This window comes from Candidatus Filomicrobium marinum (assembly GCF_000981545.1).
GTDB classification, from domain to species: Bacteria; Pseudomonadota; Alphaproteobacteria; order Rhizobiales; family Hyphomicrobiaceae; genus Filomicrobium; species Filomicrobium insigne.
The window spans coordinates 782,558-808,529 of the sequence record NZ_LN829119.1 but is presented as its reverse complement, the minus strand read 5'-3'; the positions used below and the strand labels follow the sequence as shown (position 1 = coordinate 808,529).

28 protein-coding genes and 1 pseudogene are annotated in these 25,972 nt (G+C 57.3%); 15 read left to right on the top strand and 14 right to left on the bottom strand.

Translation table 11 applies throughout. The features are described 5' to 3' along the window. Positions 1-19: 19 nt before the first annotated feature. Positions 20-937, bottom strand: coding sequence for a tRNA glutamyl-Q(34) synthetase GluQRS (gene gluQRS, locus YBN1229_RS03935; RefSeq protein WP_046476846.1), 918 nt, complete (start codon positions 935-937; stop codon positions 20-22). Positions 938-1,012: 75 nt separating this feature from the next. Here gluQRS and YBN1229_RS03930 point away from each other — a divergent pair, with 75 nt between their 5' ends. Together YBN1229_RS03930 and YBN1229_RS03925 are read left to right on the top strand one after the other, a co-directional pair. Beyond that, positions 1,013-1,675: a DNA-3-methyladenine glycosylase family protein gene (locus YBN1229_RS03930; RefSeq protein WP_046476843.1), complete on the top strand. Its 663-nt coding sequence runs from the start codon at positions 1,013-1,015 to the stop codon at positions 1,673-1,675. Positions 1,676-1,870: 195 nt separating this feature from the next. Then, on the top strand, positions 1,871-2,431 hold the full coding sequence (locus YBN1229_RS03925) for an HNH endonuclease (protein ID WP_046476842.1): 561 nt from the start codon (positions 1,871-1,873) through the stop codon (positions 2,429-2,431). Between the two features lie 36 nt (positions 2,432-2,467). On the opposite strand, the gene YBN1229_RS03920 is transcribed toward YBN1229_RS03925, so the two are convergent. From YBN1229_RS03920 to rph, 7 genes are all read right to left on the bottom strand, one after another. Beyond that, complete coding sequence (locus YBN1229_RS03920) at positions 2,468-2,689, bottom strand: hypothetical protein (protein WP_046476840.1); 222 nt, start codon at positions 2,687-2,689, stop codon at positions 2,468-2,470. A gap of 1,117 nt (positions 2,690-3,806) precedes the next feature. After that, positions 3,807-4,325: a disulfide bond formation protein B gene (locus YBN1229_RS03910; RefSeq protein ID WP_046476836.1), complete on the bottom strand. Its 519-nt coding sequence runs from the start codon at positions 4,323-4,325 to the stop codon at positions 3,807-3,809. Positions 4,326-4,350: 25 nt separating this feature from the next. After that, entirely contained in the window at positions 4,351-4,932 is a 582-nt protein-coding gene (locus tag YBN1229_RS03905; RefSeq protein ID WP_046476834.1) for a YqaA family protein, read from the bottom strand. Between the two features lie 63 nt (positions 4,933-4,995). Next, on the bottom strand, positions 4,996-6,213 hold the full coding sequence (gene hemW, locus YBN1229_RS03900; RefSeq protein WP_046476832.1) for a radical SAM family heme chaperone HemW: 1,218 nt from the start codon (positions 6,211-6,213) through the stop codon (positions 4,996-4,998). Next, the gene (rdgB, locus tag YBN1229_RS03895) at positions 6,213-7,091 is read right to left on the bottom strand and encodes an RdgB/HAM1 family non-canonical purine NTP pyrophosphatase (RefSeq protein ID WP_046476830.1); all 879 of its coding nucleotides are present in this window, start codon (positions 7,089-7,091) and stop codon (positions 6,213-6,215) included. Before rdgB ends, hemW begins: the two co-directional genes overlap by 1 nt. Next, the gene (locus YBN1229_RS03890) at positions 7,088-7,528 is read right to left on the bottom strand and encodes a VOC family protein (RefSeq protein ID WP_244465002.1); all 441 of its coding nucleotides are present in this window, start codon (positions 7,526-7,528) and stop codon (positions 7,088-7,090) included. Before YBN1229_RS03890 ends, rdgB begins: the two co-directional genes overlap by 4 nt. Positions 7,529-7,536: 8 nt before the next feature. Further along, on the bottom strand, positions 7,537-8,250 hold the full coding sequence (gene rph, locus YBN1229_RS03885; RefSeq protein WP_046476827.1) for a ribonuclease PH: 714 nt from the start codon (positions 8,248-8,250) through the stop codon (positions 7,537-7,539). 280 nt (positions 8,251-8,530) lie between these two features. Between rph and hrcA the strand changes: the two genes are divergently transcribed. Together hrcA and grpE are read left to right on the top strand one after the other, a co-directional pair. Continuing rightward, on the top strand, positions 8,531-9,586 hold the full coding sequence (hrcA, locus tag YBN1229_RS03880; RefSeq protein WP_046476825.1) for a heat-inducible transcriptional repressor HrcA: 1,056 nt from the start codon (positions 8,531-8,533) through the stop codon (positions 9,584-9,586). A 111-nt stretch (positions 9,587-9,697) separates the two neighbouring features. Further along, positions 9,698-10,432, top strand: coding sequence for a nucleotide exchange factor GrpE (gene grpE / locus YBN1229_RS03875; RefSeq protein WP_052743679.1), 735 nt, complete (start codon positions 9,698-9,700; stop codon positions 10,430-10,432). Between the two features lie 81 nt (positions 10,433-10,513). Here the strand turns inward: grpE and lepB are convergent, their stop codons facing one another. Both lepB and YBN1229_RS03865 read right to left on the bottom strand, forming a co-directional pair. Next, positions 10,514-11,230 (bottom strand): signal peptidase I, encoded by a 717-nt coding sequence (gene lepB / locus YBN1229_RS03870; protein ID WP_046476823.1) that lies wholly within the window; start codon positions 11,228-11,230, stop codon positions 10,514-10,516. Between the two features lie 97 nt (positions 11,231-11,327). Next, on the bottom strand, positions 11,328-11,969 hold the full coding sequence (locus tag YBN1229_RS03865) for an alpha-ketoglutarate-dependent dioxygenase AlkB family protein (protein ID WP_046476821.1): 642 nt from the start codon (positions 11,967-11,969) through the stop codon (positions 11,328-11,330). Positions 11,970-12,231: 262 nt separating this feature from the next. On the opposite strand from YBN1229_RS03865, the gene dnaK reads away from it, so the two are divergent. The 3 genes from dnaK to YBN1229_RS03850 all read left to right on the top strand — a co-directional run bounded on the left by dnaK (position 12,232) and on the right by YBN1229_RS03850 (position 16,281). Beyond that, positions 12,232-14,175: a molecular chaperone DnaK gene (gene dnaK, locus YBN1229_RS03860; protein WP_046476818.1), complete on the top strand. Its 1,944-nt coding sequence runs from the start codon at positions 12,232-12,234 to the stop codon at positions 14,173-14,175. Between the two features lie 349 nt (positions 14,176-14,524). Beyond that, positions 14,525-15,679 carry a molecular chaperone DnaJ gene (gene dnaJ / locus YBN1229_RS03855; protein WP_046476816.1) on the top strand — a complete coding sequence of 385 codons (1,155 nt, stop codon included), beginning with the start codon at positions 14,525-14,527 and terminating at the stop codon, positions 15,677-15,679. Beyond that, positions 15,679-16,281, top strand: a complete 603-nt coding sequence (locus YBN1229_RS03850) for an NADPH-dependent FMN reductase (protein WP_046476814.1) — start codon at positions 15,679-15,681, stop codon at positions 16,279-16,281. Before dnaJ ends, YBN1229_RS03850 begins: the two co-directional genes overlap by 1 nt. Here YBN1229_RS03850 and YBN1229_RS03845 read toward each other — a convergent pair. Both YBN1229_RS03845 and YBN1229_RS03840 read right to left on the bottom strand, forming a co-directional pair. Further along, positions 16,278-17,216, bottom strand: coding sequence for an AEC family transporter (locus tag YBN1229_RS03845; protein WP_046476812.1), 939 nt, complete (start codon positions 17,214-17,216; stop codon positions 16,278-16,280). The two genes, YBN1229_RS03850 and YBN1229_RS03845, sit on opposite strands and share 4 nt — an antisense overlap. Positions 17,217-17,352: 136 nt before the next feature. Beyond that, the gene (locus tag YBN1229_RS03840) at positions 17,353-18,681 is read right to left on the bottom strand and encodes a penicillin-binding protein activator (protein ID WP_052743678.1); all 1,329 of its coding nucleotides are present in this window, start codon (positions 18,679-18,681) and stop codon (positions 17,353-17,355) included. A gap of 270 nt (positions 18,682-18,951) precedes the next feature. Between YBN1229_RS03840 and rsmI the strand changes: the two genes are divergently transcribed. From rsmI to YBN1229_RS03810, 6 genes and pseudogenes are all read left to right on the top strand, one after another. Then, positions 18,952-19,914 carry a 16S rRNA (cytidine(1402)-2'-O)-methyltransferase gene (gene rsmI, locus YBN1229_RS03835; protein WP_052743677.1) on the top strand — a complete coding sequence of 321 codons (963 nt, stop codon included), beginning with the start codon at positions 18,952-18,954 and terminating at the stop codon, positions 19,912-19,914. After that, a complete protein-coding gene (locus YBN1229_RS03830) occupies positions 19,904-20,302 on the top strand; it encodes a YraN family protein (RefSeq protein ID WP_046476810.1) in 399 nt (132 codons plus the stop codon). The genes rsmI and YBN1229_RS03830 overlap by 11 nt, the downstream gene beginning before the upstream one ends. Before the next feature lie 116 nt (positions 20,303-20,418). Then, a complete protein-coding gene (gene gshB, locus YBN1229_RS03825) occupies positions 20,419-21,369 on the top strand; it encodes a glutathione synthase (protein ID WP_046476808.1) in 951 nt (316 codons plus the stop codon). 91 nt (positions 21,370-21,460) lie between these two features. After that, positions 21,461-22,198: pseudogene (locus YBN1229_RS03820) on the top strand (magnesium chelatase domain-containing protein); the annotation flags it as partial. A gap of 71 nt (positions 22,199-22,269) precedes the next feature. Further along, the gene (locus YBN1229_RS03815) at positions 22,270-22,533 is read left to right on the top strand and encodes a hypothetical protein (protein ID WP_046476806.1); all 264 of its coding nucleotides are present in this window, start codon (positions 22,270-22,272) and stop codon (positions 22,531-22,533) included. Positions 22,534-22,835: 302 nt separating this feature from the next. Then, on the top strand, positions 22,836-23,279 hold the full coding sequence (locus YBN1229_RS03810; protein WP_046476805.1) for a hypothetical protein: 444 nt from the start codon (positions 22,836-22,838) through the stop codon (positions 23,277-23,279). Here YBN1229_RS03810 and YBN1229_RS03805 read toward each other — a convergent pair. Beyond that, positions 23,263-23,472, bottom strand: a complete 210-nt coding sequence (locus tag YBN1229_RS03805) for a hypothetical protein (RefSeq protein WP_046476803.1) — start codon at positions 23,470-23,472, stop codon at positions 23,263-23,265. The two genes, YBN1229_RS03810 and YBN1229_RS03805, sit on opposite strands and share 17 nt — an antisense overlap. A 694-nt stretch (positions 23,473-24,166) precedes the next feature. Between YBN1229_RS03805 and YBN1229_RS03800 the strand changes: the two genes are divergently transcribed. Continuing rightward, the gene (locus YBN1229_RS03800; protein ID WP_046476800.1) at positions 24,167-24,382 is read left to right on the top strand and encodes a type II toxin-antitoxin system HicA family toxin; all 216 of its coding nucleotides are present in this window, start codon (positions 24,167-24,169) and stop codon (positions 24,380-24,382) included. A gap of 27 nt (positions 24,383-24,409) precedes the next feature. Further along, complete coding sequence (locus YBN1229_RS03795; RefSeq protein WP_046476797.1) at positions 24,410-24,868, top strand: type II toxin-antitoxin system HicB family antitoxin; 459 nt, start codon at positions 24,410-24,412, stop codon at positions 24,866-24,868. Between the two features lie 46 nt (positions 24,869-24,914). On the opposite strand, the gene YBN1229_RS03790 is transcribed toward YBN1229_RS03795, so the two are convergent. Then, positions 24,915-25,877 carry an IS1595 family transposase gene (locus YBN1229_RS03790; RefSeq protein WP_046476794.1) on the bottom strand — a complete coding sequence of 321 codons (963 nt, stop codon included), beginning with the start codon at positions 25,875-25,877 and terminating at the stop codon, positions 24,915-24,917. Positions 25,878-25,972 lie beyond the last annotated feature (95 nt).

The window sequence follows — 25,972 nt, the reverse complement described above, 5'->3', positions numbered from 1 at the left end:
TATGGCGACTACGGTTAATTTAACGACTGCTGACTGGGAAATCGCGTGAATTCTGATGAGTGTCGTTGATGGCTTCAAGGACTTGAGCTGGGGTCCAGCCAGTGTTTCGCAGATCGCGCAAGCTTCGCGCGCCCGAACTTTTAGAAAGTTTATTTCCGTTTGCGTCCACGAGGAGGCGATGATGGTGATAGATCGGTTCAGGGAGATCGAGGAGGACTTGGAGGAGCCGGTGAATGTCGGTTGCAGCGAACAGGTCCTGACCGCGCGTGACATGTGTGATGCCCTGCCTGGCATCATCGACCACCACGGCAAGGTGATAGCTGGCTGGAAAGTCCTTGCGTTGGATGATGGCGTCACCCCACCGATGCGGCTGGGCTTCAATCGTTTCTATTTCACCGTTGGGATGGAGTTCTCGGAAGGTTAGCGGGCGCCCTCCCAGACGCTTCGTTGCCAGCTCCATGGCGGCATCCATGCGGATGCGCATGGCGGGCTGTTCACCGGCTGTAATGCGGCGCTCTACCTCTTGTTGTTGCATGCCGCGGTGCAGGCCGGGATAAACGATGGCGCCGTCGGGATCGCGTTGTGGGTCGCGCCCTCCGGCGGTTGCCGTGATCGCGATCTCGGAGCGAGTTGCGAAGCAAGGATAGAGAAGGTTGAGTTTATGTAGGTGTGCGGCTGCGCGCTGGTAGATCGGAGTTTCCTGTGATTGGCGAAGTATCCTTGGGTCCCAAGTTAAACCCAACCATTCGAGGTCCTCGAAGATCGCCGACACGAAAGCTTCGCGTGTGCGCCCCTGGTCGATGTCCTCAATACGAACTAAGAACTTTCCGCGAAGCTTTTGCGCTAGCTGGCGTCCAACGCGTGCGGACAGCGCGTGACCTAAATGCAAGTAGCCATTTGGGCTGGGGGCGAAGCGGAGAACGGGAAGTTCGGACATTTGCCTGTGATGTAATGCGTCGGCGTCAAACTACAGAAACTTAAGCGGCGTTGGGAATCGGGTCGAGGTGCGGTTTTGGGCAAGGTAGTTGAACGCGGTGTCATCGAGACTGAAGAAGATATTGCCAAAGGCGTTCGTGCTCTCAGGCGTAAGTGCCCGCATATGCGGCGTGTGCATGATGTGGTTGGTACCCCGCCATTGAGGCGTCGCCCCGGCGGTTTTACGGGACTCGTGCGTATAGTTGTCGGCCAGCAGCTCTCTATTTCAAGTGCGGCGGCGATCTGGTCGCGGGTCGAGGCTGGCGTTGTCCCGTTCGATCCTGCGCAGATTATGAGACTAGATGACGACGCACTGCGCAGCTTTGGTCTGTCGCGTTCGAAAATCGCAACGATTCGGTCGTTAGCGACAGCGGTGCTCGATGGGACGTTCGATGTGGCTGCGCTTGATGGCGCTCAAGATCAAGATATCCACAAAGCACTGACCGGCCTGCGTGGCTTTGGTCCCTGGTCGGCTGACATCTACATCATGTTTTGCCTCGGACGGCGGGATGGGTTTGCTGCCGGCGACCTGGCTCTGCAGGAGGGGGTGCGCTTGGTGATGGGGTTGGAGGCGCGTCCTAACGCGGCTCAACTTCAGGACATCAGTGAGCGATGGCGCCCCTGGCGCGGTGTGGCCGCGCGCCTTCTGTGGGCACACTACGGAATGATGAAGAAGATTTCATCTGCAACGCCGGGATGATTCGCTAAAGTGGCTCGCCTGCTGATAGAAGAGTTTGTGCGGAATACTATCTAAGCGTTTCATCGAGGCCGGCATTTGCCGGTGGGTTGGGTGTTTGTGACGGCTTCACAGAGCTGACATGCAGGTTTAGTATTCCTTCGTCCGGATCGGGGTGCGATACCGATTCTCGTCGGGTAACCGTCAGGAAACAGGATCGTGACCGCTGAAGCGTGCATACCGGACGCCAGTCCGGCCCTGGTTCTCAATGCCGACTTCCGGCCCCTGAGCTACTATCCTTTGTCGCTCTGGAGTTGGCAGGAGGCCGTGAAGGCCGTTTTCCTGGACCGGGTCAATATTGTCTCAGAATATGACCGGTATGTCTCCAGCCCCTCTTTCAAGATGCGGCTGCCGAGCGTCGTCTCGTTGAAGACGTACGTTAAGCCGGCGCTTTACCCTGCTTTCACGCGTTTTAACGTTTTCCTGCGCGACCGGTTTTCTTGCCAGTATTGCGGCGCGCGAGATGATCTGACCTTCGACCATCTGATTCCGCGGGCGCTTGGCGGTCTCACGCGCTGGGATAATGTCGTGACCGCATGTGCTCCTTGCAATCTCGCCAAAGGCAGCGAATTGCCGGAAGACGTAGGCATGCTGCCTATGCAGGAGCCTTATCGGCCGACGGTTTTCGAGCTTCACCGCAATGGGCGGCGTTTTCCGCCCAATTACCTGCACGAAAGCTGGCTCGATTACCTTTATTGGGATTCCGAACTCGAACCTTAATCGCTTTCGTCGACACAGTTTGGGGGTGATCCGGCCTCAGGCTGCGCGTCGGGAGGGCTGATGCGCGCAGAGTTCCTCGGCGATCACCTCAACGACTTTACTCCAATCGCTGAACTGCTCGCCGGCCGGCTTAGTGATCCCGAAAGCTGCGAGTGCGTCCGCGGGCGTTCCGCCATCGCGGAAGATGCGCGCGCAGGATTGCCGGGCATAGCCGATCGCTTGATGCCACTGTAGCGGGTTGATGTGTTCATGGGACATGTGCTGCCTCCAGCGGTTACGCGTTTGCTGGCTCTTATGCGAGCCTGGTGCAATTGAAACGAACGAGGTCGGCAGATACGACACGTGTCAGCAGTATCACTACGCTGAACCTTGAAACGCGATACCGTTTGCGAGATGAAGTCTCAGACATTTGCCGTATCTGCCATTCCGATTGAGGTGATCTGCAGAGGGCGGTCTCACCTCGAATTCCTCGTATGCCGTGTTCAAAGCGACGCGCCGTATGCGCGCCGTCATTGAACGAGTTACGCCAACGCTTTACTCATCGTCCGTACGCGGGTCCCTTGGCTTCAGGACATCGGACGGAGGGACGTGAGCCCCGATTACGCTACTCAGCAAAGTGCCGATCTGACGCCACGTCTCACTGTTTTCTGTCACGATACGCCTCTACTTCACGCTGAACTGATGTGGACTAAACGCTACGCGGGTGGGGCTGGCTATGAAACGCGGCCAGCGACCGGTTACTGAAAACGCAACAACTCAAACGCAACGCTTACAAGGTGGGCCACTGTCACCGAACCCGGCGAGGGTCAGTCGAGTTCGGAACTGCGGCTCATAATGTTCTTTATGGGGACGAACCGCTCGGTATTACGCAAACACTTGTTTCGCCGAGCAGTTCGTCTCAATTGCAAGAACACGGTGGATAACGTGCTCTTCAAAGGGTGGTTCGACTCATACGCAACGGGACGCAACAAACACGAACTCAACGCAACAGAACTCGACGCATACGCAACGCTTACTGGGGACGGTTTACGCAGAACACTGAGCTGCGGAACGGAGCTGGGTGAGGACGCGGACGGCGAGTTAGCCAAGTGCTGATACGCGCGACTTAATGACCAAATTCGTCGGGCCGATTTCGACTGCGCGGCTGGAACAAATACTGACATCGCCGCGCCTCCAAACTCACCAACAGTTCGCTTTGTGTTCCGCGAATGAGGGAGAATTAATCGTGCTATTCCGGCGACAAAAAGACCACAATCTGGCTGAGCGATGTTATTTCGCTAGACAAGTGATGAACGGGCCACGGTCGTGCGTTGCGACGTGTTGCAATAGACGAGGAGGCTGCGGATTTATCTAACTTAAGTTTATGATATTATTATTATTTATAAACGCTGGCGAAGGCTGCTTTAAGTGCCAAAGTGAAGAGAATCAGTGACAGCACGGCGTTCCATCCGGCGAACGAAAGCTGGGCAAAACGCCAAGAAGCTTCGTCGCAACGTATGACTGAGGTCGTCTCGAGGCTGGACAGCAAGTCCTTTGCGTTCGTGACAACGCCGGAGCCACCAGAACAGCTGTCGGGGCCGGGCCACCACCCCCATTCGGCCCCCGACTGGTAGACACCAAGACCAGTGTTGATGAGGAACGCGATAGCGATCACGAGAAAGAGAATTGCAGCTAGTCGGCGCAGGTCTGCGCTGATGGCTACCAAGGCGAAGAATGCCAGCGGAATACCCGCGTAGTAAGCGTAGCGCTGCTGCAGGCAAAGCGGACAGGGGGCGTATCCGCCGATGTGCTCAAATGCCAGTGCGGTGAGGATGATCGCTGTGGCGCCGAACAGCACGAGGCTACCGAGGAAGTAAGCTGGCGACTGGACCACGTTTGGCTGTTCGACACGCATGATGCTGCTCCCGCGCACGCTTTCGTTAGATCAAATATCGGATCGCTACGAAGCCACCGATAAGGCAAACCACAAACACAGTGAAAACGAGACCGAGTCGCTTTTCGATGAAGTCGCGAACCGTTGGCCCCAGCCAATAAAGTAGCGCTGCAACTACAAAGAAGCGCAATCCGCGGGAGGCAATGCTCGCAAGCAGAAATACGCCAATATTCAATGCGGTGGCGCCGCTGGCGATGGTGATTACCTTGTACGGGAAGGGCGTTACGCCGAAGGCGAAGACGATCCACGCGCCGTATTCATTGTACTGACTTGCGAACGTCTCGAATTTGTCGAGCGCCCCATAAAACTCGAGGAGAGGTTTGCCGACTGTATCGAATAGCGCGTAGCCGATCAGATATCCGAAAAGGCCGCCTAGGACTGACCCCATCGTTGCGATTGCTGCAAACCACCAAGCCTTCGCGCGTTCGGCCAACACCATCGGTATGAGCATGACATCCGGCGGTATGGGAAAGAACGAGCTTTCGATGAAGGATACCGCGAACAACGCTTCGGGAGCGCGCTTGTGCGAGGCGGACCGCATGGTCCAGTCGTAAAGGCTTTTGAGCATGGATGCCGGTGAGTTGAGGATAAACTGGAAAGATCAAACGCGGTTGTGAGGGTGGGACGGCTCTCAAGGAAACCGCACGGGAACGAAGCTTCGCGACAGATGTAGAACTATTTCATTCAGAATAAAGCGTCCACGGCCTACGGCTCGTACGCGACCTGCGTTTTCGTCGCGTTCGATCACTCCGAGCCCAATGAGTTGCCGTAACGTTTCGGGGTTTGGCCTTACACCGCAAATGCGCGCAAGCCGCGCGAGATCCAAGCCTTCGGTGAGGCGCAATCCCATCATCAGCATTTCGTCTGCGGCTTCTGCATCGCTAATTGATTCTTGTGTGATCACGCCGTGGTTGCTGGCTTCGACCTGAGCCAACCAGGTTTCGGGATGACGTTCCGTGGCCGTAGCCAATCGCTCGCCGTTCGAGAGAACGCGGCCATGCGCTCCGGGGCCAATGCCAGCATATTCGCCATATCGCCAGTAAACGAGGTTGTGACGGCTCTCTTCTCCAGGGTTCGCATGGTTGGACGTTTCGTATGCGGCCAGACCAGCGGCTTCGGTCAATTCCTGGGTCAGTTCGAACAGATCGGATGCGGCTTCGGCGGGCGGAACAGAGAGTTTGCCTGCGTTATAGAGTTTCTCGTAAGCGGTGCCGGGTTCGATGGTCAGTTGATAGAGCGACAGGTGCGTTGGCCCTAGGGCCAACGCTTCACTGAGTTCGGTTCGCCAGTCATCGCAGGTTTGCTGAGGCCGTGCGTAAATCAGATCGAACGAGATGCGTTCAAAATTCGCGCGCGCGATGTCGAGCGCCGCAAGGGCTTCCCTTGACGTGTGGATGCGGCCCAACCTTTTCAGGTCGGGATCACGTAAGGACTGAAAGCCGAGAGATACGCGATTGGCGCCTGCAGAGCGGTACCCAGAAAAGCGTCCTGCATCTACCGATCCGGGATTGGCCTCGAGAGTGATTTCGGCGCCGGACGCCAAGCCCCACACGTGATCGATATGTTCGATGATGGCCCCAAGTGTCTGGGGCTGCATCAAGGATGGTGTGCCGCCACCGAAGAAGACGCTGGCAACGCTGCGAGAGCCAATTTGTGCGGCGGTGTGATCAAGTTCGCGAAGATACGCTGCGAGAAAGCGCTTTTCGTCCCAGCCGTCGGAGCGGACGTGGCTGTTGAAGTCGCAGTAAGGGCACTTCTGAGCGCAAAACGGCCAATGAACGTATACGGCAAAGCCGGGCTCCGAGCTGTCCGATACGGTCAAAGCTTCGGGGGGCGCTGGGGATGGCATCAGCGGCTTGCTGCGAACAGGGCTTTGGCTAGATACCGCCAACGCGGTTCCTCCTCCTCGCTATCGAGTGCACTGACGCTCTTCTCAAGTGCCGTCAGAAACTCGGTGAGGGTGTGTGTGCCCCAGGTTGCTCCGTGGGTTTCGTGATCTTTGCGCAGGTTGGCAATAAAGGTCACGAGTTCGTCGCGCGTTGAGAGATTGCGGGCTGCGGCTGCAAAGCCTTCCAAATCGCGGCCCGTCGCTTTCGATGGCGGCGCTAATGGAATGCCTTCGAGGCAAGCTTCCTTGAAAAGAGAGAAGGCGCGGGTGCGATGGGAGATCGCGTATTTCTGGGCTGGCTCCATTTCGCCGAAGGTCTGTTCCTTACCGTCGGCGACAAACATTGGATCATAGCCAAAGCCGTTTCCGCCGCGAGCGGGCCAGACCAAGTGGCCAAAAACCTTTCCCTCAAAATTCTGAGCTGTGCCATCTGGCCAGACCAGGCTGAGTGCGCAAGTAAAGTTGGCCCGAGGGGGGGAGCTCCATCCCGTGCGGGCCGAGATCTCATCGGCAAGCCGCTTCATGGCTGCGCCGAAGTCTTTTGATGGGCCTGCCCAGCGGGCCGAATAGATGCCAGGAGCGCCGTCGAGGGCTTCAACTTCGAGGCCGGAGTCATCTGCGAGCGCGGGAAGATTGGCGGCGCGCGCGGCATGGCGCGCCTTGAGTTCGGCATTCCCAACGAAGGTGGTTTCTGTTTCTTCTGGCTCTTCCAGGTTCAAATCGGCGGCGGATATGGCGTCTAGGCCATAAGGAATGATCAACTGTTTGATCTCCCAGACCTTGCCGGGGTTGTGACTGGCCACAACGAGCTTGGTGCCGGGTTCCAGCTTATGGTTCATTTCAGTCCCCAGATCCTGGGCTCGGCGAATTCCAAACAGTTGCCTGCAGGATCGCGGAAGTAGATGGAATGGCCTCCCTGCGGCCATTCGAATTCCGTTTCGATCTCTACGCCGTTTGCTTTCAGCTTCTCTTTCCACGCCATAAGAGTGTCGCGGCTGGCGGGGAAACAGATGTGACCGGGACCATGCGCGCCGTGCGGTGGAACCGGTATATGGGCGTCGGGCGCTGGGTTCGCCGTTACAGTGGGGTTAAACACCAACAGCATCTGGTTGCCGCAGCGATAAAACAAGTGACGCCCTTCCTCCTTGGCTTGAAGTTTGAGGCCAAGGAGGCCGGAATAGAAGGCTTCCGCCCGGTCGAGGTCGTCGGCGTAAAGAACGGTTTCGAGAACGCCGTCGATAGATGAATGTGTTTGGTTCTGCTCGGTCAAGGACACTTAAGCCATCAGCTAACGGTGAGCTTTTGCAATTGCAGGAGTTCGCCGATGCCCTTTCTGGCAAGAGCCATAAGCTCGTCGAAGCTTTCCTGGCTGAACGGGACTGTTTCGGCGGTACCCTGCACCTCAACGATACCACCCGCGCCCGTCATGACGAAGTTGGCGTCGGCCTCCGCATTCGAGTCTTCCGCGTAATCGAGGTCGAGGACCGGTGTCGTACCGTATATGCCACACGAGACGGCTGCGACCTGGTCGCGCAGAACATCGTCTTTGACCATGTCGCGCAGTTTCATCCACTGGATGCACTCGTAAAGAGCAACCCATGCGCCGGTGATAGCTGCCGTGCGGGTGCCGCCGTCGGCCTGGATAACGTCGCAATCGACAGTAATCTGACGCTCGCCAAGACGTGGCAGATCGACGACAGCGCGCAGGGCGCGACCGATTAAGCGCTGTATTTCCTGTGTGCGGCCAGATGGATAGCCTTTCGTGACTTCACGGCGCGTGCGTTCGTGCGTGGCACGAGGCAACATCGAGTATTCGGCGGTGATCCAGCCGCGCTGCTGGCCCTTGAGCCAGGGGGGAACACGTTCCTCCAGAGATGCCGTGCAGAGGACATGGGTGTTGCCGAACTTGATCAGGCAGGAGCCTTCGGCATGCAGGGAAACGGCGCGTTCGATGGAGACGCGTCGTAGCTCGTCGGGCTGGCGTTTTGATGGGCGCATGAAGAAGCTCGGCCTGTTTGTTTTAGGGACTGCGGGATATTTCGGTGGAGCGTGCCAGGACACTCCTGGAACGGCCGATCCGCGCCGGACCCTAGAAGAGGGGCGCGGTGTGTTCAATATGAAATAGGCTCGGAAATGGTATCGTCTGAGATGTTTGCGAGGACATTTGACGAAGAGCCGTTGGTTTACCAATACTTATCGGGCGGGCGGACTTTTCCGGCGGGGCGAGAATAGTCCTTACATTTTTGGCCCCAATGCCCCCTTGAGCCAGGCACGAGCAATGCAGCGGATTACTGAAATCGCGGAGTTGAATGAACGATCGCGTACCGTCCTTCGTCAAATTGTTGAAACTTATTTGTCGACCGGAGAGCCGGTAGGCTCGCGCAACCTGTCACGTGTGCTTCCGATGACGTTGTCGCCGGCATCGATCCGCAACGTCATGTCGGACCTCGAACATTTAGGCCTCATCGTATCGCCGCACACTTCGGCAGGTCGGCTGCCGACGCAATCCGGTTTGCGGCTTTTCGTTGATGGTTTGCTGGAGGTTGGGGACCTCAATGCCGAGGAGCGGCGTGCCATTGAAGGTCAGCTCAGCATTCGCCACCAAGGCAACTTCGATCAGGTGCTGCACGAAGCCAGCGAGATGATTTCGGGCTTGTCGCATTGCGCTGGCGTTGTTCTTGCCGACAAGCAGACGATCCGGCTTAAGCACATCGAGTTTGTTCCGTTGGATCCGCGCAAAGCGCTTGTCATCCTTGTGGATGAGGGCGGCCGCGTCGAAAATCGGATTATCGAGCTGCCGCCGGGCTTGCCTTCCTCGGCTCTTAGCGAAGCGGCGAACTATTTGAATGCGCACGTCATGGGAAAGACCATTTCGGAGGCGCAATTGCTGATCGAGCACGAGTTAACGACGGCGCGCGCGCAGTTGGACAAACTGACGCAACGGGTCATCAAGGCGGGGCTTGCGGAGTGGTCTGGAGCCCATGACGACCGCCAGAGCCTTATTGTGCGCGGCCAGTCCAACCTTCTGAAAGATGTTTCTGCGGAGGAGGACCTTGAGCGTATCCGTCAGTTGTTCGATGACCTGGAGGCGAAACGTGAGTTGCTGCAACTCCTTGGGCTCGCAGAGACGGCGGAAGGGGTGAAGATTTTCATAGGCTCGGAGAATAAGCTGTTCTCCTTGTCCGGTTCGTCGCTGGTGGTGGCGCCATTTCACGATGAACAGCGCAGAATTGTCGGTGTTATTGGGATAATTGGCCCCACCCGGCTTAACTATGCCCGTATCATTCCTATGGTGGACTACACGGCAAAGCTGGTTAGCCGCTTGCTCACTTGATCTGGCGGCGAACGCCCTGATATCGAAAGCGTTGGAAACGCACAGTGGTAGCGCGACGCAGAGTCTTGCGGCGCGGACCGCTGATTGCGGCACTTGCTAAGTGGAGAGAAGATGGCCGAAGAAACGAAAAAGCCTAGTCAAACCGATAACGGCGCGACTAACGGCAGGTCGCCGGACGTATCAACGGCTGCGGAGGAGATGGCAGAGGGTGCGCAGTCTGCTCCAGGAAAAGAAGGCGCACCGCTGGAAGACGTTAGTGCTCTCGCTACGAAACTCGATGAACTAAACGCGCAGAAGGCGGATCTCACGGACCGGCTGGTTCGTGCGCATGCCGAAATTCAGAACCTACACAAGCGTCTGGAGCGTGAGCGCGAGGAGACGTCGAAATACGCCATCGCAAAGTTTGCGCGCGACACTGTAGCGGTCGCGGATAACTTCGAGCGGGCCATTTTGTCTGTTCCTGAGGAGGCGCTGTCGGACAATCCGGTGCTGAAAAGCTTGCTCGATGGCGTAACCATGACGGAGCGCGAGTTCCTGAATGTTCTGGAAAAACATGGTGTGGTCCGAGTCGACCCGAAGGGCGAGCCGTTTGATCCTCACAAGCACCAGGCGATGATGGAGCAGGAGGATACTTCTGTGCCTGCTGGTACGGTTCTGCAGGTTTTCCAGCAGGGCTACATGATTGGTGACCGCGTTTTGCGTCCGGCCATGGTTGTGGTTGCGAAAGGTGGTCCCAAAGCTGCGCCCGCATCGGTCGAGGCGACGCAGAGATCCGGGACGTCCGATCAGCCGGAAGGGCCTGCGAATGAGGCAAGCCCATCGGATGAGGATGAGCCGGATCGCTGATCACTAAACTTGAGTTGGGTTATAATTCAGGAGCGCTGGCGTAGTTGCGTCAGCGCTCTTTTTTGGCTTCGAGCCCGCCCCCTATTCGAGCAGGGTGACAAAACGGCGATCGGCGCATGTGACTCCGCTTTCCTCAGTGCACGAATAGAAGCTGTAGAGGATAACTTCTGCTCGACCGATGAGATTTTCAGCTGGCACCATACCCATCTGCGGGAATCGGCTGTCCGAAGAGTTGTCGCGGTTGTCACCCAGCATAAAATAGTGGTCCGGCGGTACGGTGACCTCAGCCATATTTCGGCCGGGCATATAACGGGTCCGCTGTAGAACCTTGTGGCTATCTCCAGGAATGAGGGTTTCCTCGAACTCATCGACCTCAACGATGCGCCCTTCGTATTCGCGATAACGGTAGGTCCTCAGGTGGCGGCGCGGCACGGGCTGGCCATTCAGCACCAGTTCGCCATTCACCATCGCGATGCGGTCGCCGGGTAATCCCACAAGACGCTTAATCATGCGTTCACCTGACGTCGGGTGCATAAATACGACGATGTCACCATGCTTGGGCTGGTGGCCAAAGATCCGGCCGGTGAGGCTTACGGGAAGCTTCAAGTCATAGGGCAGCGAGTATCTGCTCCAGCCGTATGCGTATTTGGAGACGGTCAGCCGATCGCCGACCTGCAACGTCGGCAGCATGCTTTCGGACGGAATGAAGTATGTTGCGAAAGCGGTCGCCTGAAAGAGGAAAGCAAAGCCGATTGCTAGGCCGATGATGCCCAGGAAATCACGGATTTGGCGCAGCATATTGTCTCCGGGTAGAGCCCGCCTGACGGTCGGAGCTACCACCTACCATACAACTAAAGGCGGCATCATTACGTAGTGGGACGACAGATAGTTTTTCTTAAGTCCCGCGGGTTCGGTCAAGATCGGGCACGGGATTTTGATATGTGGTGACGCGGCGCAGGGTCAGATTGAAGCGGCCGCCCTCCGTCAGCAGATCGGACGATCCCGGGATGATCCTGTCGATCCCGTGGTAAGCCTTGCGGGCCGAACCACCGAGGACCGCCACGTCTCCGGAACTTAAGACAATGCGCGTTTTGGGATCCGACCTACGAAGTCCTCCGACGTGGAAAATTGCGTCATCACCGAGGGAGACGGATACGACGGGGGCAGAAAAATCGCTCTCATCACGATCGACATGACTGCCCATACGGGTTCCCTGACCGTAGTAGTTAATCAGACAAGCTTCAGGATCACCTGGCCAATCGGCCACGTCTCGCCATAACGCGCGCAGTGTCGCGGGTAAGGGCGGCCATGGCTCGGCCGTCTCGGGATGTCGGTCCTGATACCGGTAGCCTGAAATGTCAGAGACCCAGCCCAAGGCGCCTGCGTTGGTCATTTGTACGGAAAATGGTTTGCCGGTTCTCGGCATAGCGGGGCTGAAAAGCGGGGCCTGGGCGATGATTCGGCGGATTTCCTCGAGAAGTTCGAGTTGCTGAGGGTCCTTGAAATAGCCGCGAATATGACGGAAACCTCTGAGCATGGGACCTACCTGCGACACGACCCCGCCAAGTTGAGGCTTGGGAGGGGAAATATTTCACTTCCGGATCACGTTCGCGTTAGCGCGCACAGTTGCACCCGGAAAAGCCCTGCTTATATAACGCCAAGCTGATCCGTGAACTCCAGGGGACCGTGTCCGACCGCACGGTGGTTTGGGCAATCAGCACCCAAGCCCCAGTGCTGGACAGCAAAGGCGCCAGTCTCTGGGCCTTAACGGTCTGCCGAATTAAGAAGGAAATTAGACTATGGCTAAAGTCATCGGCATTGATCTCGGTACGACCAACTCGTGCGTCGCCGTCATGGAAGGCGGAAAGCCGAGAGTTTTGGATAATGCGGAAGGCGCCAACACGACGCCGTCCATCGTCGCGTTTACTGACGATGGTGAAAAGCTCGTGGGTCTGCCAGCCAAGCGCCAAGCCGTAACGAATCCACTGAATACGTTCTTTGCGATCAAGCGCCTTGTAGGTCGTCGTTACGATGATCCGCTTGTCGAGAAGGACAAGAAGCTTGTTCCCTACAAGATCGTTGAAGGCCCAAATGGCGATGCCTGGGTTGAGGCCAACGGTCAGAAATATTCCCCGCAACAGGTTTCCGCATTCATCCTTCAGAAAATGAAGGAGACCGCCGAAGCGAAGCTTGGCGAGAAGGTGGAGCAGGCGGTTATTACCGTTCCGGCTTACTTCAACGATGCGCAACGTCAGGCAACCAAGGATGCGGGTAAGATCGCAGGCCTTGAAGTTCTGCGCATCATCAACGAACCGACGGCGGCAGCGCTCGCTTATGGTCTTGAGAAGACAAACGATTCCAGCACGATCGCGGTCTACGACCTCGGCGGTGGTACGTTCGATATTTCGATCCTGGAAATCGGTGACGGTGTTTTCGAGGTCAAGTCCACCAACGGCGACACCTTCCTCGGTGGTGAAGACTTCGACATGAAGCTCGTTAGCTATTTCGCCGATGAGTTCAAGAAAGAGAGCGGCATCGATCTTCGTGGTGACAAGCTGGCTCTGCAGCGTTTGAAGGAAGCTGCGGAAAAGGCAAAGATCGAGCTGTCGTCCTCGTCCCAGACCGAGGTCAACTTGCCGTTCATCACGGCCGACCAGTCCGGACCGAAGCACCTGACGATGAAGATGACGCGCGCCAAGCTCGAAAGCCTCGTCAACGATCTGATTTCGCGTACCAAGGGGCCGTGCGAAGCGGCTTTGAAGGACGCAGGGCTCAAAGCGGCTGACATCAATGAGGTGGTTCTCGTTGGCGGTATGACCCGTATGCCGCGCGTGCAGCAGGTCGTTAAAGAACTGTTCGGCAAAGAGCCGCACAAGGGTGTCAACCCAGACGAGGTTGTGGCTGTCGGTGCCGCTATTCAGGCCGGTGTTCTCAAGGGCGACGTCAAGGACGTCCTGTTGCTTGACGTTACGCCATTGTCGCTCGGTATCGAGACCTTGGGTGGTGTGTTTACGCGCCTCATCGACCGCAATACGACCATTCCGACGAAGAAGAGCCAGGTCTTTTCGACAGCAGAGGATGGTCAGAGCGCGGTTACCATCCGCGTATCTCAGGGCGAGCGCGAAATGGCCGCCGACAACAAGCTGCTCGGTCAGTTCGATCTCGTCGGTATTCCTCCCGCACCTCGTGGTGTGCCGCAGGTCGAGGTGACCTTCGATATCGATGCGAACGGTATTGTGCACGTGTCCGCCAAGGATAAGGCGACAAGCAAAGAGCAATCGATCCGCATCCAGGCGTCTGGCGGTCTGTCCGACACCGAGATTGATCAGATGGTGAAGGACGCAGAGGCGCACGCTGCTGAAGACAAGAAGCGGCGCGAGCTTGTTGAGACCCGCAACCAAGCTGAAGCCTTGATTCACCAGGTCGAGAAGTCACTGGAGGATAACAAGGACAATCCGAAGGTCGATGCCGTCAAGGGCGAGGTCGAGGCTGCTATTGCGTCCGCTAAGGAAGCGATGGGTAAGGACGACGTGGAAGCGATCACTACCGCTGTGGCAGCTCTCACGCAGGCGTCGATGAAGATCGGTGAAGCCGTTTACGCCGGCCAAGGCGGTGATACGGCGGCTGGCGGACCTGCTGCCGGTGATGGGGCTGAGGGAGGTGCCCAGGCTTCCTCGGAAGGCCGCGACGACGTCGTTGATGCTGATTTCGAAGAGATCAACGACGACAAGAAGTCGGCTTAATCTCAAGTCCACTGGTGCGCGAAAGTCTCTTTCGCGCACCAGTACGTCACGGGGCGGCGCGCTAGGTCCGCGAATCAGTGACAGTGTCCGTTGGTTATGCACGGGGACATTGATCGCGTTATCCGGATCCGAGTTGCCGGAAGGGGTTTTCGCCACACAGGGCGAACTGGTGGTAGAGGATGAGCCGCATTGGTCCGGTCCGCTATGCCAGTGAGGATATTTTCATGGAGCACTTGCGGTCATAGGCGTAGGTTCATGCGGGGTGTGCAATGCGCGGAGACGCGTACCGTGTGGGATGGGAGATCTTCTATGATTGTCTGGCTCGCAGCGAAGAAGGACGCGCGCTGAAATGAGCAAGCGCGACTTTTACGACATCTTGGGCGTGCAGCGCGGAGCACAGGATCAGGAAATCAAGTCGGCTTTTCGCAAGCTGGCGAAGAAATATCACCCTGATGCCAACGCAGATGAAGACGCCGAGCTTCGTTTCAAGGAAATCAACACCGCCTATGAGGTTCTGAAGGATCCACAGAAACGGGCTGCTTACGATCAGTTCGGACACGCAGCCTTCGATGGCAGCATGGGTGGCCGGGGTGGTCCGGGCGGTGGCTTTGGGCCGGATTTTGCTTCGTCCATGTCGGACATCTTCGACGATTTGTTCGGAGAGTTCATGGGAGGGCGTCGGGGCGGTGGTGGTCCTCGCAGCCGTACGGGCCGTGAGCGCGGTGCCGATCTTCGCTACAACATGGAGATTAGCCTTAGCGAAGCCTATACGGGCAAGACGGCTGAGATCCGCGTGCCGACGAGCGTGGCTTGCGAAACATGCTCCGGCACAGGAGCCAAGCCGAATACGAAACCCGTGGCGTGCCCGACCTGCGCAGGGCTCGGCAAAGTGCGCGCCAGCCAAGGCTTTTTCACGATTGAGCGGACGTGCCCGTCGTGCCACGGACGTGGCGAGATTATTCAGGATCCGTGTACGAGCTGCGGCGGCTCAGGACGCACCACGAAGGAGCGTACGCTGTCGGTCAATATTCCAGCCGGCGTTGAAGATGGTACGCGCATTCGTCTAGCCGGAGAAGGTGAAGCTGGATTGCGCGGCGGGCCTTCGGGTGATCTCTACATTTTCCTTTCCATCACTCCGCATGCTTTTTTCCAGCGCGACGGCGCGGACATCTTCTGTCGCGTTCCCATCTCTATGACGACTGCGGCTCTTGGCGGTCAAATCGAAGTTCCAACAGTTGCTGGCAGCAAGAAGCGGGTCAAAATCCCCGAAGGAACGGAAAGCGGTAAGCAGTTCCGGCTTAAGGGAGAAGGGATGTCCGTCCTACGTTCCAAGGTGATGGGCGACATGTACATTCAGGTTGAGGTCGAAACGCCAAAGAATTTGACCCGCCGGCAGCGTGAGCTGCTTGAAGAGTTCAGAGCGCAAAGCGGCGATGAGACGAGCCCAGAGAGCCACGGCTTTTTTGCGCGCGTGAAAGAGTTCTTCGACGGTAAGGCGGGCTGATGGGCAATCAGGCGAAATTGCTTTTTTTCGCCGGCTCAACACGGAGTGCTTCGTTCAACAAGAAGCTCGCTCGTCTCGGCGCGACGATCGCTTCGTCGGATGGCATCGACGCAACGTTCGTCGATCTCGCCGACTACGATATGCCGCTCTACAACGGTGATCTCGAACTGGACTCCGGGCAACCGGAAAATGCCAAGCGGCTTAAGAAGCTGTTTGAGCAGCACAACGGAATTATGATCGCGTGCCCCGAGTATAATTCCTCCATCACGCCGCTGTTGAAGAACACCTTGGATTGGGTGAGCCGCATCCGAGAGAATGATGGGACGGCGAAGGTCTTTAAGACACGCGTGTTTCTACTGGTGTCCGCATCATCGGGCGGTACGGGTGGACTACGTGGCCTTCATAGCGTGCGCCCGGTGCTAGAGTTGGGGCTTGGCGCTCTTGTGCTGCCGGATCAGTTCATGTTGCCGCGCGCAAATACCGCTTTCGCGGAAGACGGCAGTCTGAACGATACAGACGCGCAGGAACGTCTGAGGACGGCCATCCGCAAACTTGCACACACGGCATCCGTCTTGGATGCGGCGGGTGTGTTCCCGCGTTAGTGCTGAATTATAGCCAGCAAGATCGAGATCGTTACGGCCGACAGGACTGTGCCCAATGCGATTGCGCCCGAGGCTGAGTTGATGGCCCGGCCGCTTTTGGAGGCGAACAGAAACGCGTTGGCGCCCGTCGGTACGGACGCAAAGATCGTGATGACACCCTGCGAAACGGGGCTCAACTGGAATACCTGAGACGCCAGCAGGTAAGCGATCGTCGGCATGGCGATCAGCTTCAGCAGCACAATCGATGACAGGGTCGGCGCTTGGCCTTTGATTTCGGCTTTCACGAGAGACAGGCCGAGTGCGATCAGTGCTGCGGCGACGCCTGATTGCGCAAGCAAGGTCAACATCGTGAGAATAGGCGCAGGCAGTGTGAGGGTGGTTACGCGCCACAACGCGCCGAGAGCAATGGCTATGATAATGGGGTTGCGGCTGAGATCCCTCACGAGGTTCGAAATGAGATCGCGGGCTGATTGGTTCGCTTCGCGGTCCACCAGTCCAGCGTGAAGCGTTGCCGTCAGCCAGAGTGTTGGCGCGTGGATGGATAAAATCAGGGCGATGGTGGCGGTCGCGGCATTCCCGTACGTGGCCATCGTAAGCGGCAGGCCGAGCATGAGCAGATTGCCGAAGGCTGATGATATGGCAATCGATGGGCCGTCCTGCGCCGGGCGATGCAGGATGCGCGTTGTGGTGAGAGCGGCGAGGAGCCAAATGATGCCTACCGTGCCAAAGTAGCTTCCCCACACACCGACAACGGACAGATCGGCGAACTCGGCTGTCGCTACGGTTTTGAATAGGAGGGCGGGAATCGCCAAGGAAAAGGCAAACTCGGCGACCCCCTTTTCAGCCGCCGGGGAAAGCCAAGCCAAACGGCCAGAGAGGTAGCCTAGGATGATGAGCCCAAACACGGGGGCTACGATGGCCAATACTGCGAGCATGCGCACCGCGCCTTGTTTTAGCCGTTGATGTTGGTCTTCGATCCGGAGGTTTGATCCGGTGGCGGTGAACGCATACGGCTTTGTTGTTTCCTAGCTAAGCTCGGAGGGTTAGGCAACTAGACTAGGTGTCGGATGGTCAGTAAGCGCCGGTCCCTGGGATTGCCCAAGGCGACTCTTTCTGCTGCTGAGGGGAAAGGCCTCCGGTCGTAAGCGGTGTTGTGGGACCGCCGGGCGCGGGATCGACCACGGAGGAGCCGAACTTTTGAACTTCGAGGACTGCGAGCCCGCGCGAGGACAATCCGTCTGGCGTAAAGCGGACGATGCCGTCGACGCCGTTGAAACCAGAGGCCCGCGTTATGGCAGCTGGAGAATAGCGGTTGGCGGACGGATTGGACGATAGCGTAATCGCCAAGCTCATCGCGTCATAGGCGAGGCTCGCCAGCCGTGGCGGCGCCTGTCCAAAGTTGCGTGCAAAGCGTTCTGAGAACTCCCGCCAGCCGCGCGGGTCGGGGTTCGGGTACCATCCGCCAACAAACGCTTGATCTCGCCCGATGTTGGGGAACTCCCACGCGCCTGTTCCAATGATCTTGATCCGAGATGTATCGAGGCCAGCATAGGCGATCTGCGGGCCTAGGCTCGGAAGGGTTTCTTGCCCTCCGGGGAGGAACAACGCTTCGACAGGTGAGCCCATTTGCCCAGCCTGCTTGATGATATCGAATACGCGTCGTGCGGGTTCGAGCATCTGATTTGCGCCGGGTTCGTAGCGCTCCAGTGCGACGATGGTTCCGCCCGAACGCGTCACAGTACTACGAAACGAATTTTCTATCGCTGCGCCATAGGTTCCGTTAGGGATGAGAGCGGCGAAACGGCGCTTACCCTTTGAGATTGTGTAGGTAACTATGCGCTCGACTTCAGACTCGGGAAGGTAGCTCAGAAGGTAGACGCCGTTTCCAGCGACCTTGCGATCGTTCGAGAACGCGATGATTGGCACGTTGGCTGTGCGTGCCACCGACGCAGCGCCGGTTACGGCGCTCGAGAATAATGGGCCGAGGATGATTTCGGCGCCTTCATCGATGGCTTGCTGTGCTGCGGCGCGCGCACCTTCGGGCGTGCCTTTGTCATCCTTTGCAATCAGCTGGATGGCTGGGTTATCCAACTCGAACAGGGCCATTTCGCCTGCTTGTTTCATGCTCTTGGCGACGGCGGCGGATTGGCTGAAGCCGCCGAGTGGGAGCAACATGGCGATTTTAACGGGACGGTGGCTTTTGCCGGAAGGGCCTAGCGCGGCGGCTTCGGTCGCTTGATTGGGCGTGGTCAGTCCGGGGCCGCCCAAATTCGTCGCGCACGCGGCTAGCCCCAGCGAGAGCGCGCTCAGACCGAGAATTGATAGTATGCCGGCGGGCCGGATTCGGAGCCATAGTGCTCCGATTTTTTGTATGAAGCTCGCTGCGACGGCCTTCATCATATTGTATTCGATCTCCGCGAGTAGCAGGCTTGGCCAAGGACCGCGGCAATCCGGATTGGCCAAGGGCGCCCCAGTTTGGCGCCCCGAATCGCTCGCAGCCGCCAATGCAACCCTGGATAGACGGTGATAGCACGCGTCGGAAGTCCTTTCCTGTCACTATGCAGCAAATTTGGCTACACGTTGCCCAATTCGCTGTTGAAACCAATACTTGGTGAACATGATGCTCTTGGGAAACAGCCGTACGCTTGAGCATAGGAAGGTTTTTCCAACGTGACGCGCTTGAAGGTTAATCCCGAAAGAGGCACTTCCGGCCGTGAGTCGACTCGCCACGACGGCGGTTTGGACCTTGTCGCGCCGCGTGTCGTGACTGAGCTGGAGCGGGCCTTCTCCAAGGTTACAGAGGCAGGGCTCTACCTCGTGGCGACGCCGATCGGCAATCTTTCCGATATCAGTTTGCGGGCGCTCGCCGTACTGGCGAAGGCCGATGTCATTTATGCCGAGGACAAGCGCCACAGTGGTACGTTGCTTAGCCACTTCGCGATCAAGGCGCCGTTGCGGTCCTATCATGAGCACAACGCCGAGAAAGAGCGTCCGCATATTCTCGCGGCACTCGCACACGGGGACCGGGTTGCGCTGATCAGCGACGCGGGAACGCCGTTGATCTCAGATCCGGGTTACAAGCTCGTGCGTGACGTCATTGCCGAGGGGCATGCGGTCATTAGTATTCCGGGCGCGTCTGCGCCGCTCACGGCTTTAACGGCAGCGGGTCTCCCCACGGATACATTCTTGTTTGCGGGGTTTTTGCCGACACGGAAGGATGCGCGGCGGGGGCGGATTGAGGCCCTGGCGCAGGTCCCGGCGACATTGATCTTTTTTGAAGCGCCAACGCGACTTGCGGAAAGCCTTTCCGATCTCAGTGCCTGTCTCGGGCCACGTGCCGGAGTCGTCGCGCGGGAGTTGACCAAGCTCAATGAGGATTTCGTGCGCGGGCCTCTGTCCGAACTTGCCGTTGCTTACGATGGTGAGACGGTCAAAGGGGAAATCGTCATTCTTGTCGGGCCGCCGGTTACCGAAGAGATTGCGGATACCGATATCGAGGAACGGCTGAAGGCGGCTCTCGCAGACCTTAGCTTGCGTGATGCCGCGCGTTTGATCGCCAGTGAGTTGAAGGTGGCGAAGGCGCGCGTCTATGATCTCGGACTGGCTATGAAGCGAGCGCAAGATGGCGGATGACGCGGAGGCTAGGCGCTGGAAACGTCAAAGGCGACGTCGGTATTTCAGTGGTTTGATGGCGGAGCGCGTGGCCGCAACTTGGCTGATGTTCAAGGGATACAGAGTGCTGGGCCGCCGTGTGCGAACAGCGGGTGGGGAGATTGATCTCATCGCGGTTCGTGGACGTCGTCTTGCATTCGTTGAAGTGAAACAGCGGCGGAACGTGGGCGCTGCGCAAGCGTCTATTCAGCTGCGGCAGCGACAGCGGGTGCGACGAGCCGCAGAACTCTGGCTCAGCAAACGGCGATCGTTTGAGAATCACGATGTAGGTTTTGACGTGGTGTTTCTCGTGCCGTGGCGATGGCCGCTGCATATTCAGAATGGTTTATCGGATCATGAGCTTCGGTGAACTGTCAGTACGAAAATACTGATGATTGACAAGCCCGTGGCTGGTGCCCTTCTTGTGTCGCGCAAATACCCCGGGAATTTTCCCGTTCCCTCCCTGCTTCAATGAGGAAGCCGCCGATGTCCTTGAAAATTGCTTGCCAGATGGATCCGATTGAGCGGATCGATATTGCCGGCGATTCCACTTTCGCGATCCTGATCGAGGCGCAACGGCGCGGGTACGAACTTTTTTATTATACGCCACAGAGCCTGTCGCTGCACGGCGATAAGCTCATAGCGCGCGGTGCGAGTCTCAAAGTTCAAGACAAGGCAGGTGCGCACTATCACCTGGAAGATCCGCGCACCGAGGATCTGCGCGGGCAAGACGTGGTGCTGTTGCGCCAGGATCCGCCATTCGACATGGCCTACATCACGACGACGCATCTGTTGGAGCGCATCCATCCGCAGACGTTGGTGGTCAACGATCCTGCGCATGTACGCAATGCACCGGAGAAGATTTTCGTTCTCGATTTCCTTGATCTCATGCCGCCGACGATGATTACGCGGCAGCTCGACGATGTTCTCGCGTTTCGGCGTCAGTATAAGGACATCATCGTCAAGCCGCTGTACGGCAACGGCGGGGCTTCTGTTTTCCGGTTGAAGCCGGACGACTCCAATATCGGTTCTCTCGTTGAACTCTTTCAGACGGTTTTTCGCGAGCCCTTCATGGTGCAAGAGTTCCGGCCGGAGGTTAGTGGCGGCGATAAACGGATCATCTTGGTGGATGGTGAGCCGGCGGGTGTCGTCAACCGTATTCCTGCGGAAGGTGAGACACGCTCGAACCTGCATGTTGGCGGCAAGCCCGCGGCGGTGGACCTTACAGAGCGTGACCTTGAGATCTGCGCGCGGCTCGGGCCGGAGCTGAAGCGGCGCGGGTTGTTGTTCACCGGCATCGATGTGATCGGGCCTTATCTCACTGAGATCAATGTCACGTCGCCAACGGGTATCCGGCACATTCAGGCGTTGGGCGGCCCAGACATCTCGGCGAAGATTTGGGACGCGATCGAGGCGCGGGTGAATATCGGGCAGTGAAAACCCACTTCTTGTTCCTCTTATGTTCTTGAAATGGCGTATGCGGTGCGTTAGGCTCCTTTGATCGTGAGTGTACGGATCGGGGGCTCAGATGTACGCGCAGATTTCGACGTTGGCGTTCGTGGGGATCGAGGCGCGTGCCGTTGAGGTGCAGGTTCGGATCACGCCCGGAGCCCCCGCATTTGCCATCGTTGGATTGCCGGACAAGGCGGTTGCGGAAAGCCGTGAGCGGGTCCGCAATGCCTTGCATGCCGTGGGGTTGGGGCTTCCTTACAAGCATCTCACAATCAATCTGGCTCCCGCCGATCTGCCCAAGGAAGGCAGCCACTTCGATTTGCCCATTGCCCTAGCACTGATGGCGGCCATGGGCGCGATAGCGCCGGATGCGATAGCGGATTTTGCTGCAATCGGAGAGCTTGCGCTTGATGGATCTATCCGTGATGTGCCGGGCGGCCTGCCCGCTGCGATCGGTGCGAATGCGCTGGGTAAGGGGTTGATCTGTCCAGCGGGATGCGGGGCGGAGGCAGCCTGGGCAGGCGAGGATTTTACGCTGCTGGCGCCACCGCATCTGCTTTCACTGGTCAATCACTTCAAAGGCCTTCAGACCCTGTCGCGGCCAAAGCCTAATGTCGAGGCGAACAACGAGTTGTTGCCTGATCTGCGCGATATCAAAGGGCAGGAGAGCGCCAAGCGTGCGTTGGAAATCGCCGCGGCCGGCGGGCATAATCTCCTAATGGTAGGGCCACCGGGCTCCGGCAAGTCGATGCTGGCTGCGCGCTTGCCGTCCATTCTGCCGCCGCTCGAAGTGGAAGAGATGCTCGGCATTGCGTAGCAAAAGCACCAAGTAATTCGTAGCTACGTCAGTGCCTTGAGGATAACCTTTCTCAAGGAGAACCGAGCATGCTCGTAAAGCTTTCCCCGCACCCTGAGCAAATTCGCTATTACGCTCAGGGTGCACTTAACGCCTTCAAGACTCTAGACGCGGACACGGCCATAGAAATCGCAATCGCCGAATTGAAATCGCTTCTGTCGTACCTAGACAGAGCAGATGATACCGAAACGGTACTTGGCGTGCGAGCGGTTGAATCTGGAGTCGGGAGTGAAGCTCGTGTCGGTGACGCTAAGCCCGGACATGCGCCCAATCTCGAAATCGTGCGGTCCTAACTGGTCCATAGGATCACTAAGGTTGCGGACTTCATTCCCTGCAACACAGATCTTGCCTGTTGAGGTAGGGAACACAGCGTGAGGATCGAATAGACGTACTTCGTTCTTGTAGGTGAACGTAATTCGCAGACGGTCATTTATTGCCCCGCAAATCACGTCTTCATAGGCGTAGTTGCGCGGCGCGGGTGGATCGCTTGGCTTAGACGAACGCGGTTGAGAAAATCCGAATGCTGTGCGTGGTCTGCGTACCATTGGGGCCTCTGCAATGAATGTAAAAAAGTATCCCCTAGCACGAGTCGCAAATGGCAGAACCTCACGTCATTACAGCCTTAGCGAAGAAGCGCGCCGAGCTTTCGGGCGACATCGAGCGCACACAGATTGAACTACGTAAGATGATCTTGGATCTGGAGCGACTAGACGCAACGCTCCTCATGTTCGATCCAGATTATGAGATAGCTTCAATCAAGCCAAAGGCCTTCCGCCCACCGGAAGACTGGTCAAAGCGCGGGGAAATGACTCGCTTAATTCTCGGCATCTTGAGGAAGGCGACAGAGCCGCTGACGAGCCGGGACATTGCCACTCAGCTCGTCCTAGAGCGAGCCCTAGACCGGCATGACGCCAAGCTCCTACGCCTCATGACAAAGCGTGTAGGGGTTGCCCTCAGAGGCCAGAGGGACAAGGGCGTTACGGTCTCAACGATAGGGCCGGGGCAGTGCGTGCTGTGGAGGCTTATGATCCGACCTTGAGCACGCCGGTACGCTTAAGATCGTCAATTTCTCGAAGAATGAGGTATCGCGCCACATCGGTCGGCGTTGAGCCATATCCCATGTCTGCAAGTCGCTCCAAGCACGCATAGGCGTCTGGCGGCAAACCAGGCTCAACCTTTTTCGTCGTTTGCGGGTTTTTGGGACGTCCCCGCTTGCGTTCGCTTGCTGCCATCTTTTCAAGCCTCTATTTAGAGGCTAAAAATAGCAGTGAATTAAGTGATTCGTTACTCGAATCATCCCTAGTGTTGCGGTACAAAGAAAAAGGGCCCACCTCACGGCGAGCCCTTCTAGTTGACGCTAATGGTGGCAACGGCATTTTACTCAGAACGCTACGCTACCAACTCAGTTACAAGGCTTGGGCTTAGACCGCTGGTGTGGCAACACCTTAACGGTCTTAGGCCCAGGCTTCTTTGAAGTGCGTACCGTCCGCACTTTTTTAGAACAGCTCATGAGCCACCTCCTTTCTGCCCGCTACTGCCGTCCGTTCCTCCTTTTCTCAAGGGCAGGAAACGAGCGAGTGAATGCGTTGCAGTCAGGAGATGCCGCTGCCGGCTGGCACCTTAACTGATTCAGAGTTGAACGTCTGCCTTGCCGGGATGTTCTCTGGCGAAAAGGGGACTTTCACCCTGACCTGATTGGCCCCCTTTGCCATCAGAGCATCATCCAGAACCCGAAGCCGAATAGCGCAATCATCACGACGATGAAGATCGCCTCACGTCGCCATGTAGGAGGCGGACCGCCGTAGTCAGGGGATTTCTCGTAGCCTGAGGGCATCGTTCCATAAGAAATTAGGATTTTGTGTCACTATAGTGTGTATCGTTACACACACTCAAAATCTTGATTCGCGGCTGGGGGTGTGTATATATATGTCCAAGAACCCACATGCTTCGCTTGAGTTCAATAGCCGTAAGCTCTTGCGTTTGCTGCAGAAAGACGGGTGGGTAATCACCCGCATCAACGGCAGTCATCATACACTTAAAAAGAAGGGCGTTAAGCACCCAATCATCTTCGTGCATCCCAAAAAGGACCTGCCCATAGGCTTGGTCAAACGAATTTATAAGGATGCCGGATGGGAATGTTGAGTGGTCTGTAAGAGGAGACACGCGACAATGAAGACCTATATTGCATACGTTTACAAGGATCCTTCCAGCTCGTTTGGTGTCTCGTTCCCCGATCTTCCTGGATGTTACGGGGCCGGGGAGAGCTATGACGAGGCCATCGAAAACGCGAAGGTTTCATTGCGCGAGTATGCGAAGGCTTTGGATGAGGACGGCGATGAGATGCCGACTCCGAGATCGCACAGCGCTCTTGAGAGCGATGCGTCCGAAGCTATCGAGATGGATAAGGCGGCCTTCGTGATCGAAGTGCCCTTGATAGTTGTCAGCAGCAAGCGCCGTGTCAACGTTTCTATGGACGACGGCTTGATCGCCGCGCTTGATCGGGCTTGCCAGTTGGCTGGCGTCAATCGCTCGGCCCTCCTGTCACAGTTGGCTGGAAAGTGGCTTGAGGAGACATTGGGAGCAGTAACCGTCAAGAGACCGAAGAAAAAGGCCCTTATCGCAGCCTAAGATGAGCCGAGCGCGATGCTCCTGCATCGCGCTCGGCGCTTCGGCGTTAAACTTTGGTTCTTTGCCAGTACCCCTTCCAATTCCGGCTAACGGAATGCCCCATTGCGAGGCCGATAACCCGCTTCGCCATCGCGGCGTTGTCCATCTCCCGGTGATCTTCCATCCAAGCTGCGTGTTGTGCGTAGGCGGCTAGATAGCGGGCTGAAACGTGGTGATGCTGACCGCGAACCATGCGGCGGAGCCGGGAGAAGTAGCTTTCAGCTTGGTTCGTGCACACACCGTTGAGGCTGAAAGCTTCGCTGTGATTGATGCGGAGCGTCGGGAACGTGGCGTGCAGAGCATCCCAGTGTGAGGCCTCATCGGCATGAACAGTTGAGCCATTGTCGATGACCTTTGAGACGGTCTCGACGCCATCAGACTCATGCTCATGAACGAAGGGAAGGGTACGGCCTTGGCGCTGTCGAGCAACGACGACCACGCGACGCTTTCCGGTCTGATTTTCAGATAGGCGACGGTCCTTGCGGTCCGTTTTCTTGTTGGCTGGCTTTACGTGGCCGCCGAAGTAGGCGCCATCGACTTCGACAACACCTGAGAGCGTGTGCGAGGCGGTTTCAGAAGCCATCGCTTCACGGAGCTTGTGAGCCAAAATCCAAGCCGTTTTGTGCTGCACATCCAGATCGCGGGAAAGCTGCATCGCTGACACGCCCTTGGCTGCGTCCACAATGATCGCGATGGCGGCCAGTATGTCCGTGAAGCTCAGCTTGCGGCTGGCGAAGATCGTGCCCGAGGTCACGCTGAATTGGTGGTGGCACGCCTTGCACTTGAACTTGCGGCGCGTGGTGATCTCGTAAGCCTTGTCATGGCCGCACTTCGGGCAAACCGCAGCGCCGTCCGTTTCCGGCCAGCGAAGCTGGCGGAACAGGTCATAGGCTTTGTCTTCTCCCATCGTGAAAACCTCACGGAGGGAGAGGGTGCGAGCCCGAGCTGTCAGTTTGAAGTTGGTGGCCATTTCGTACTGTTCCCGTTACGTATGTAACGTATATAGTACGTATGGGCACTGTGGACAAGGGCAAATGCATCGTATATGTTACTTTTTGTAACGCA

Excerpts from the sequence above, each read along its gene's own strand:
- dnaK (WP_046476818.1), top strand. The coding sequence starts at position 12,232 with ATGGCTAAAGTCATCGGCATTGATCTCGGTACGACCAACTCGTGCGTC.
- YBN1229_RS03805 (WP_046476803.1), bottom strand. The coding sequence starts at position 23,472 with ATGGCAGCAAGCGAACGCAAGCGGGGACGTCCCAAAAACCCGCAAACG.
- grpE (WP_052743679.1), top strand. The coding sequence starts at position 9,698 with ATGGCCGAAGAAACGAAAAAGCCTAGTCAAACCGATAACGGCGCGACT.
- YBN1229_RS03905 (WP_046476834.1), bottom strand. The coding sequence starts at position 4,932 with ATGCTCAAAAGCCTTTACGACTGGACCATGCGGTCCGCCTCGCACAAG.
- YBN1229_RS03865 (WP_046476821.1), bottom strand. The coding sequence starts at position 11,969 with ATGCTCAGAGGTTTCCGTCATATTCGCGGCTATTTCAAGGACCCTCAG.
- hemW (WP_046476832.1), bottom strand. The coding sequence starts at position 6,213 with ATGCCATCCCCAGCGCCCCCCGAAGCTTTGACCGTATCGGACAGCTCG.
- hrcA (WP_046476825.1), top strand. The coding sequence starts at position 8,531 with ATGCAGCGGATTACTGAAATCGCGGAGTTGAATGAACGATCGCGTACC.
- YBN1229_RS03845 (WP_046476812.1), bottom strand. The coding sequence starts at position 17,216 with ATGCTCGCAGTATTGGCCATCGTAGCCCCCGTGTTTGGGCTCATCATC.
- rph (WP_046476827.1), bottom strand. The coding sequence starts at position 8,250 with ATGCGCCCATCAAAACGCCAGCCCGACGAGCTACGACGCGTCTCCATC.
- YBN1229_RS03815 (WP_046476806.1), top strand. The coding sequence starts at position 22,270 with ATGCTCGTAAAGCTTTCCCCGCACCCTGAGCAAATTCGCTATTACGCT.
- YBN1229_RS03850 (WP_046476814.1), top strand. The coding sequence starts at position 15,679 with ATGGGCAATCAGGCGAAATTGCTTTTTTTCGCCGGCTCAACACGGAGT.
- YBN1229_RS03840 (WP_052743678.1), bottom strand. The coding sequence starts at position 18,681 with ATGATGAAGGCCGTCGCAGCGAGCTTCATACAAAAAATCGGAGCACTA.
- rdgB (WP_046476830.1), bottom strand. The coding sequence starts at position 7,091 with ATGAACCATAAGCTGGAACCCGGCACCAAGCTCGTTGTGGCCAGTCAC.
- YBN1229_RS03920 (WP_046476840.1), bottom strand. The coding sequence starts at position 2,689 with ATGTCCCATGAACACATCAACCCGCTACAGTGGCATCAAGCGATCGGC.
- YBN1229_RS03795 (WP_046476797.1), top strand. The coding sequence starts at position 24,410 with ATGAAGACCTATATTGCATACGTTTACAAGGATCCTTCCAGCTCGTTT.
- YBN1229_RS03800 (WP_046476800.1), top strand. The coding sequence starts at position 24,167 with ATGTCCAAGAACCCACATGCTTCGCTTGAGTTCAATAGCCGTAAGCTC.
- YBN1229_RS03810 (WP_046476805.1), top strand. The coding sequence starts at position 22,836 with ATGGCAGAACCTCACGTCATTACAGCCTTAGCGAAGAAGCGCGCCGAG.
- gluQRS (WP_046476846.1), bottom strand. The coding sequence starts at position 937 with ATGTCCGAACTTCCCGTTCTCCGCTTCGCCCCCAGCCCAAATGGCTAC.
- YBN1229_RS03830 (WP_046476810.1), top strand. The coding sequence starts at position 19,904 with ATGGCGGATGACGCGGAGGCTAGGCGCTGGAAACGTCAAAGGCGACGT.
- YBN1229_RS03790 (WP_046476794.1), bottom strand. The coding sequence starts at position 25,877 with ATGGCCACCAACTTCAAACTGACAGCTCGGGCTCGCACCCTCTCCCTC.
- lepB (WP_046476823.1), bottom strand. The coding sequence starts at position 11,230 with ATGCTGCGCCAAATCCGTGATTTCCTGGGCATCATCGGCCTAGCAATC.
- YBN1229_RS03910 (WP_046476836.1), bottom strand. The coding sequence starts at position 4,325 with ATGCGTGTCGAACAGCCAAACGTGGTCCAGTCGCCAGCTTACTTCCTC.
- gshB (WP_046476808.1), top strand. The coding sequence starts at position 20,419 with ATGTCCTTGAAAATTGCTTGCCAGATGGATCCGATTGAGCGGATCGAT.
- dnaJ (WP_046476816.1), top strand. The coding sequence starts at position 14,525 with ATGAGCAAGCGCGACTTTTACGACATCTTGGGCGTGCAGCGCGGAGCA.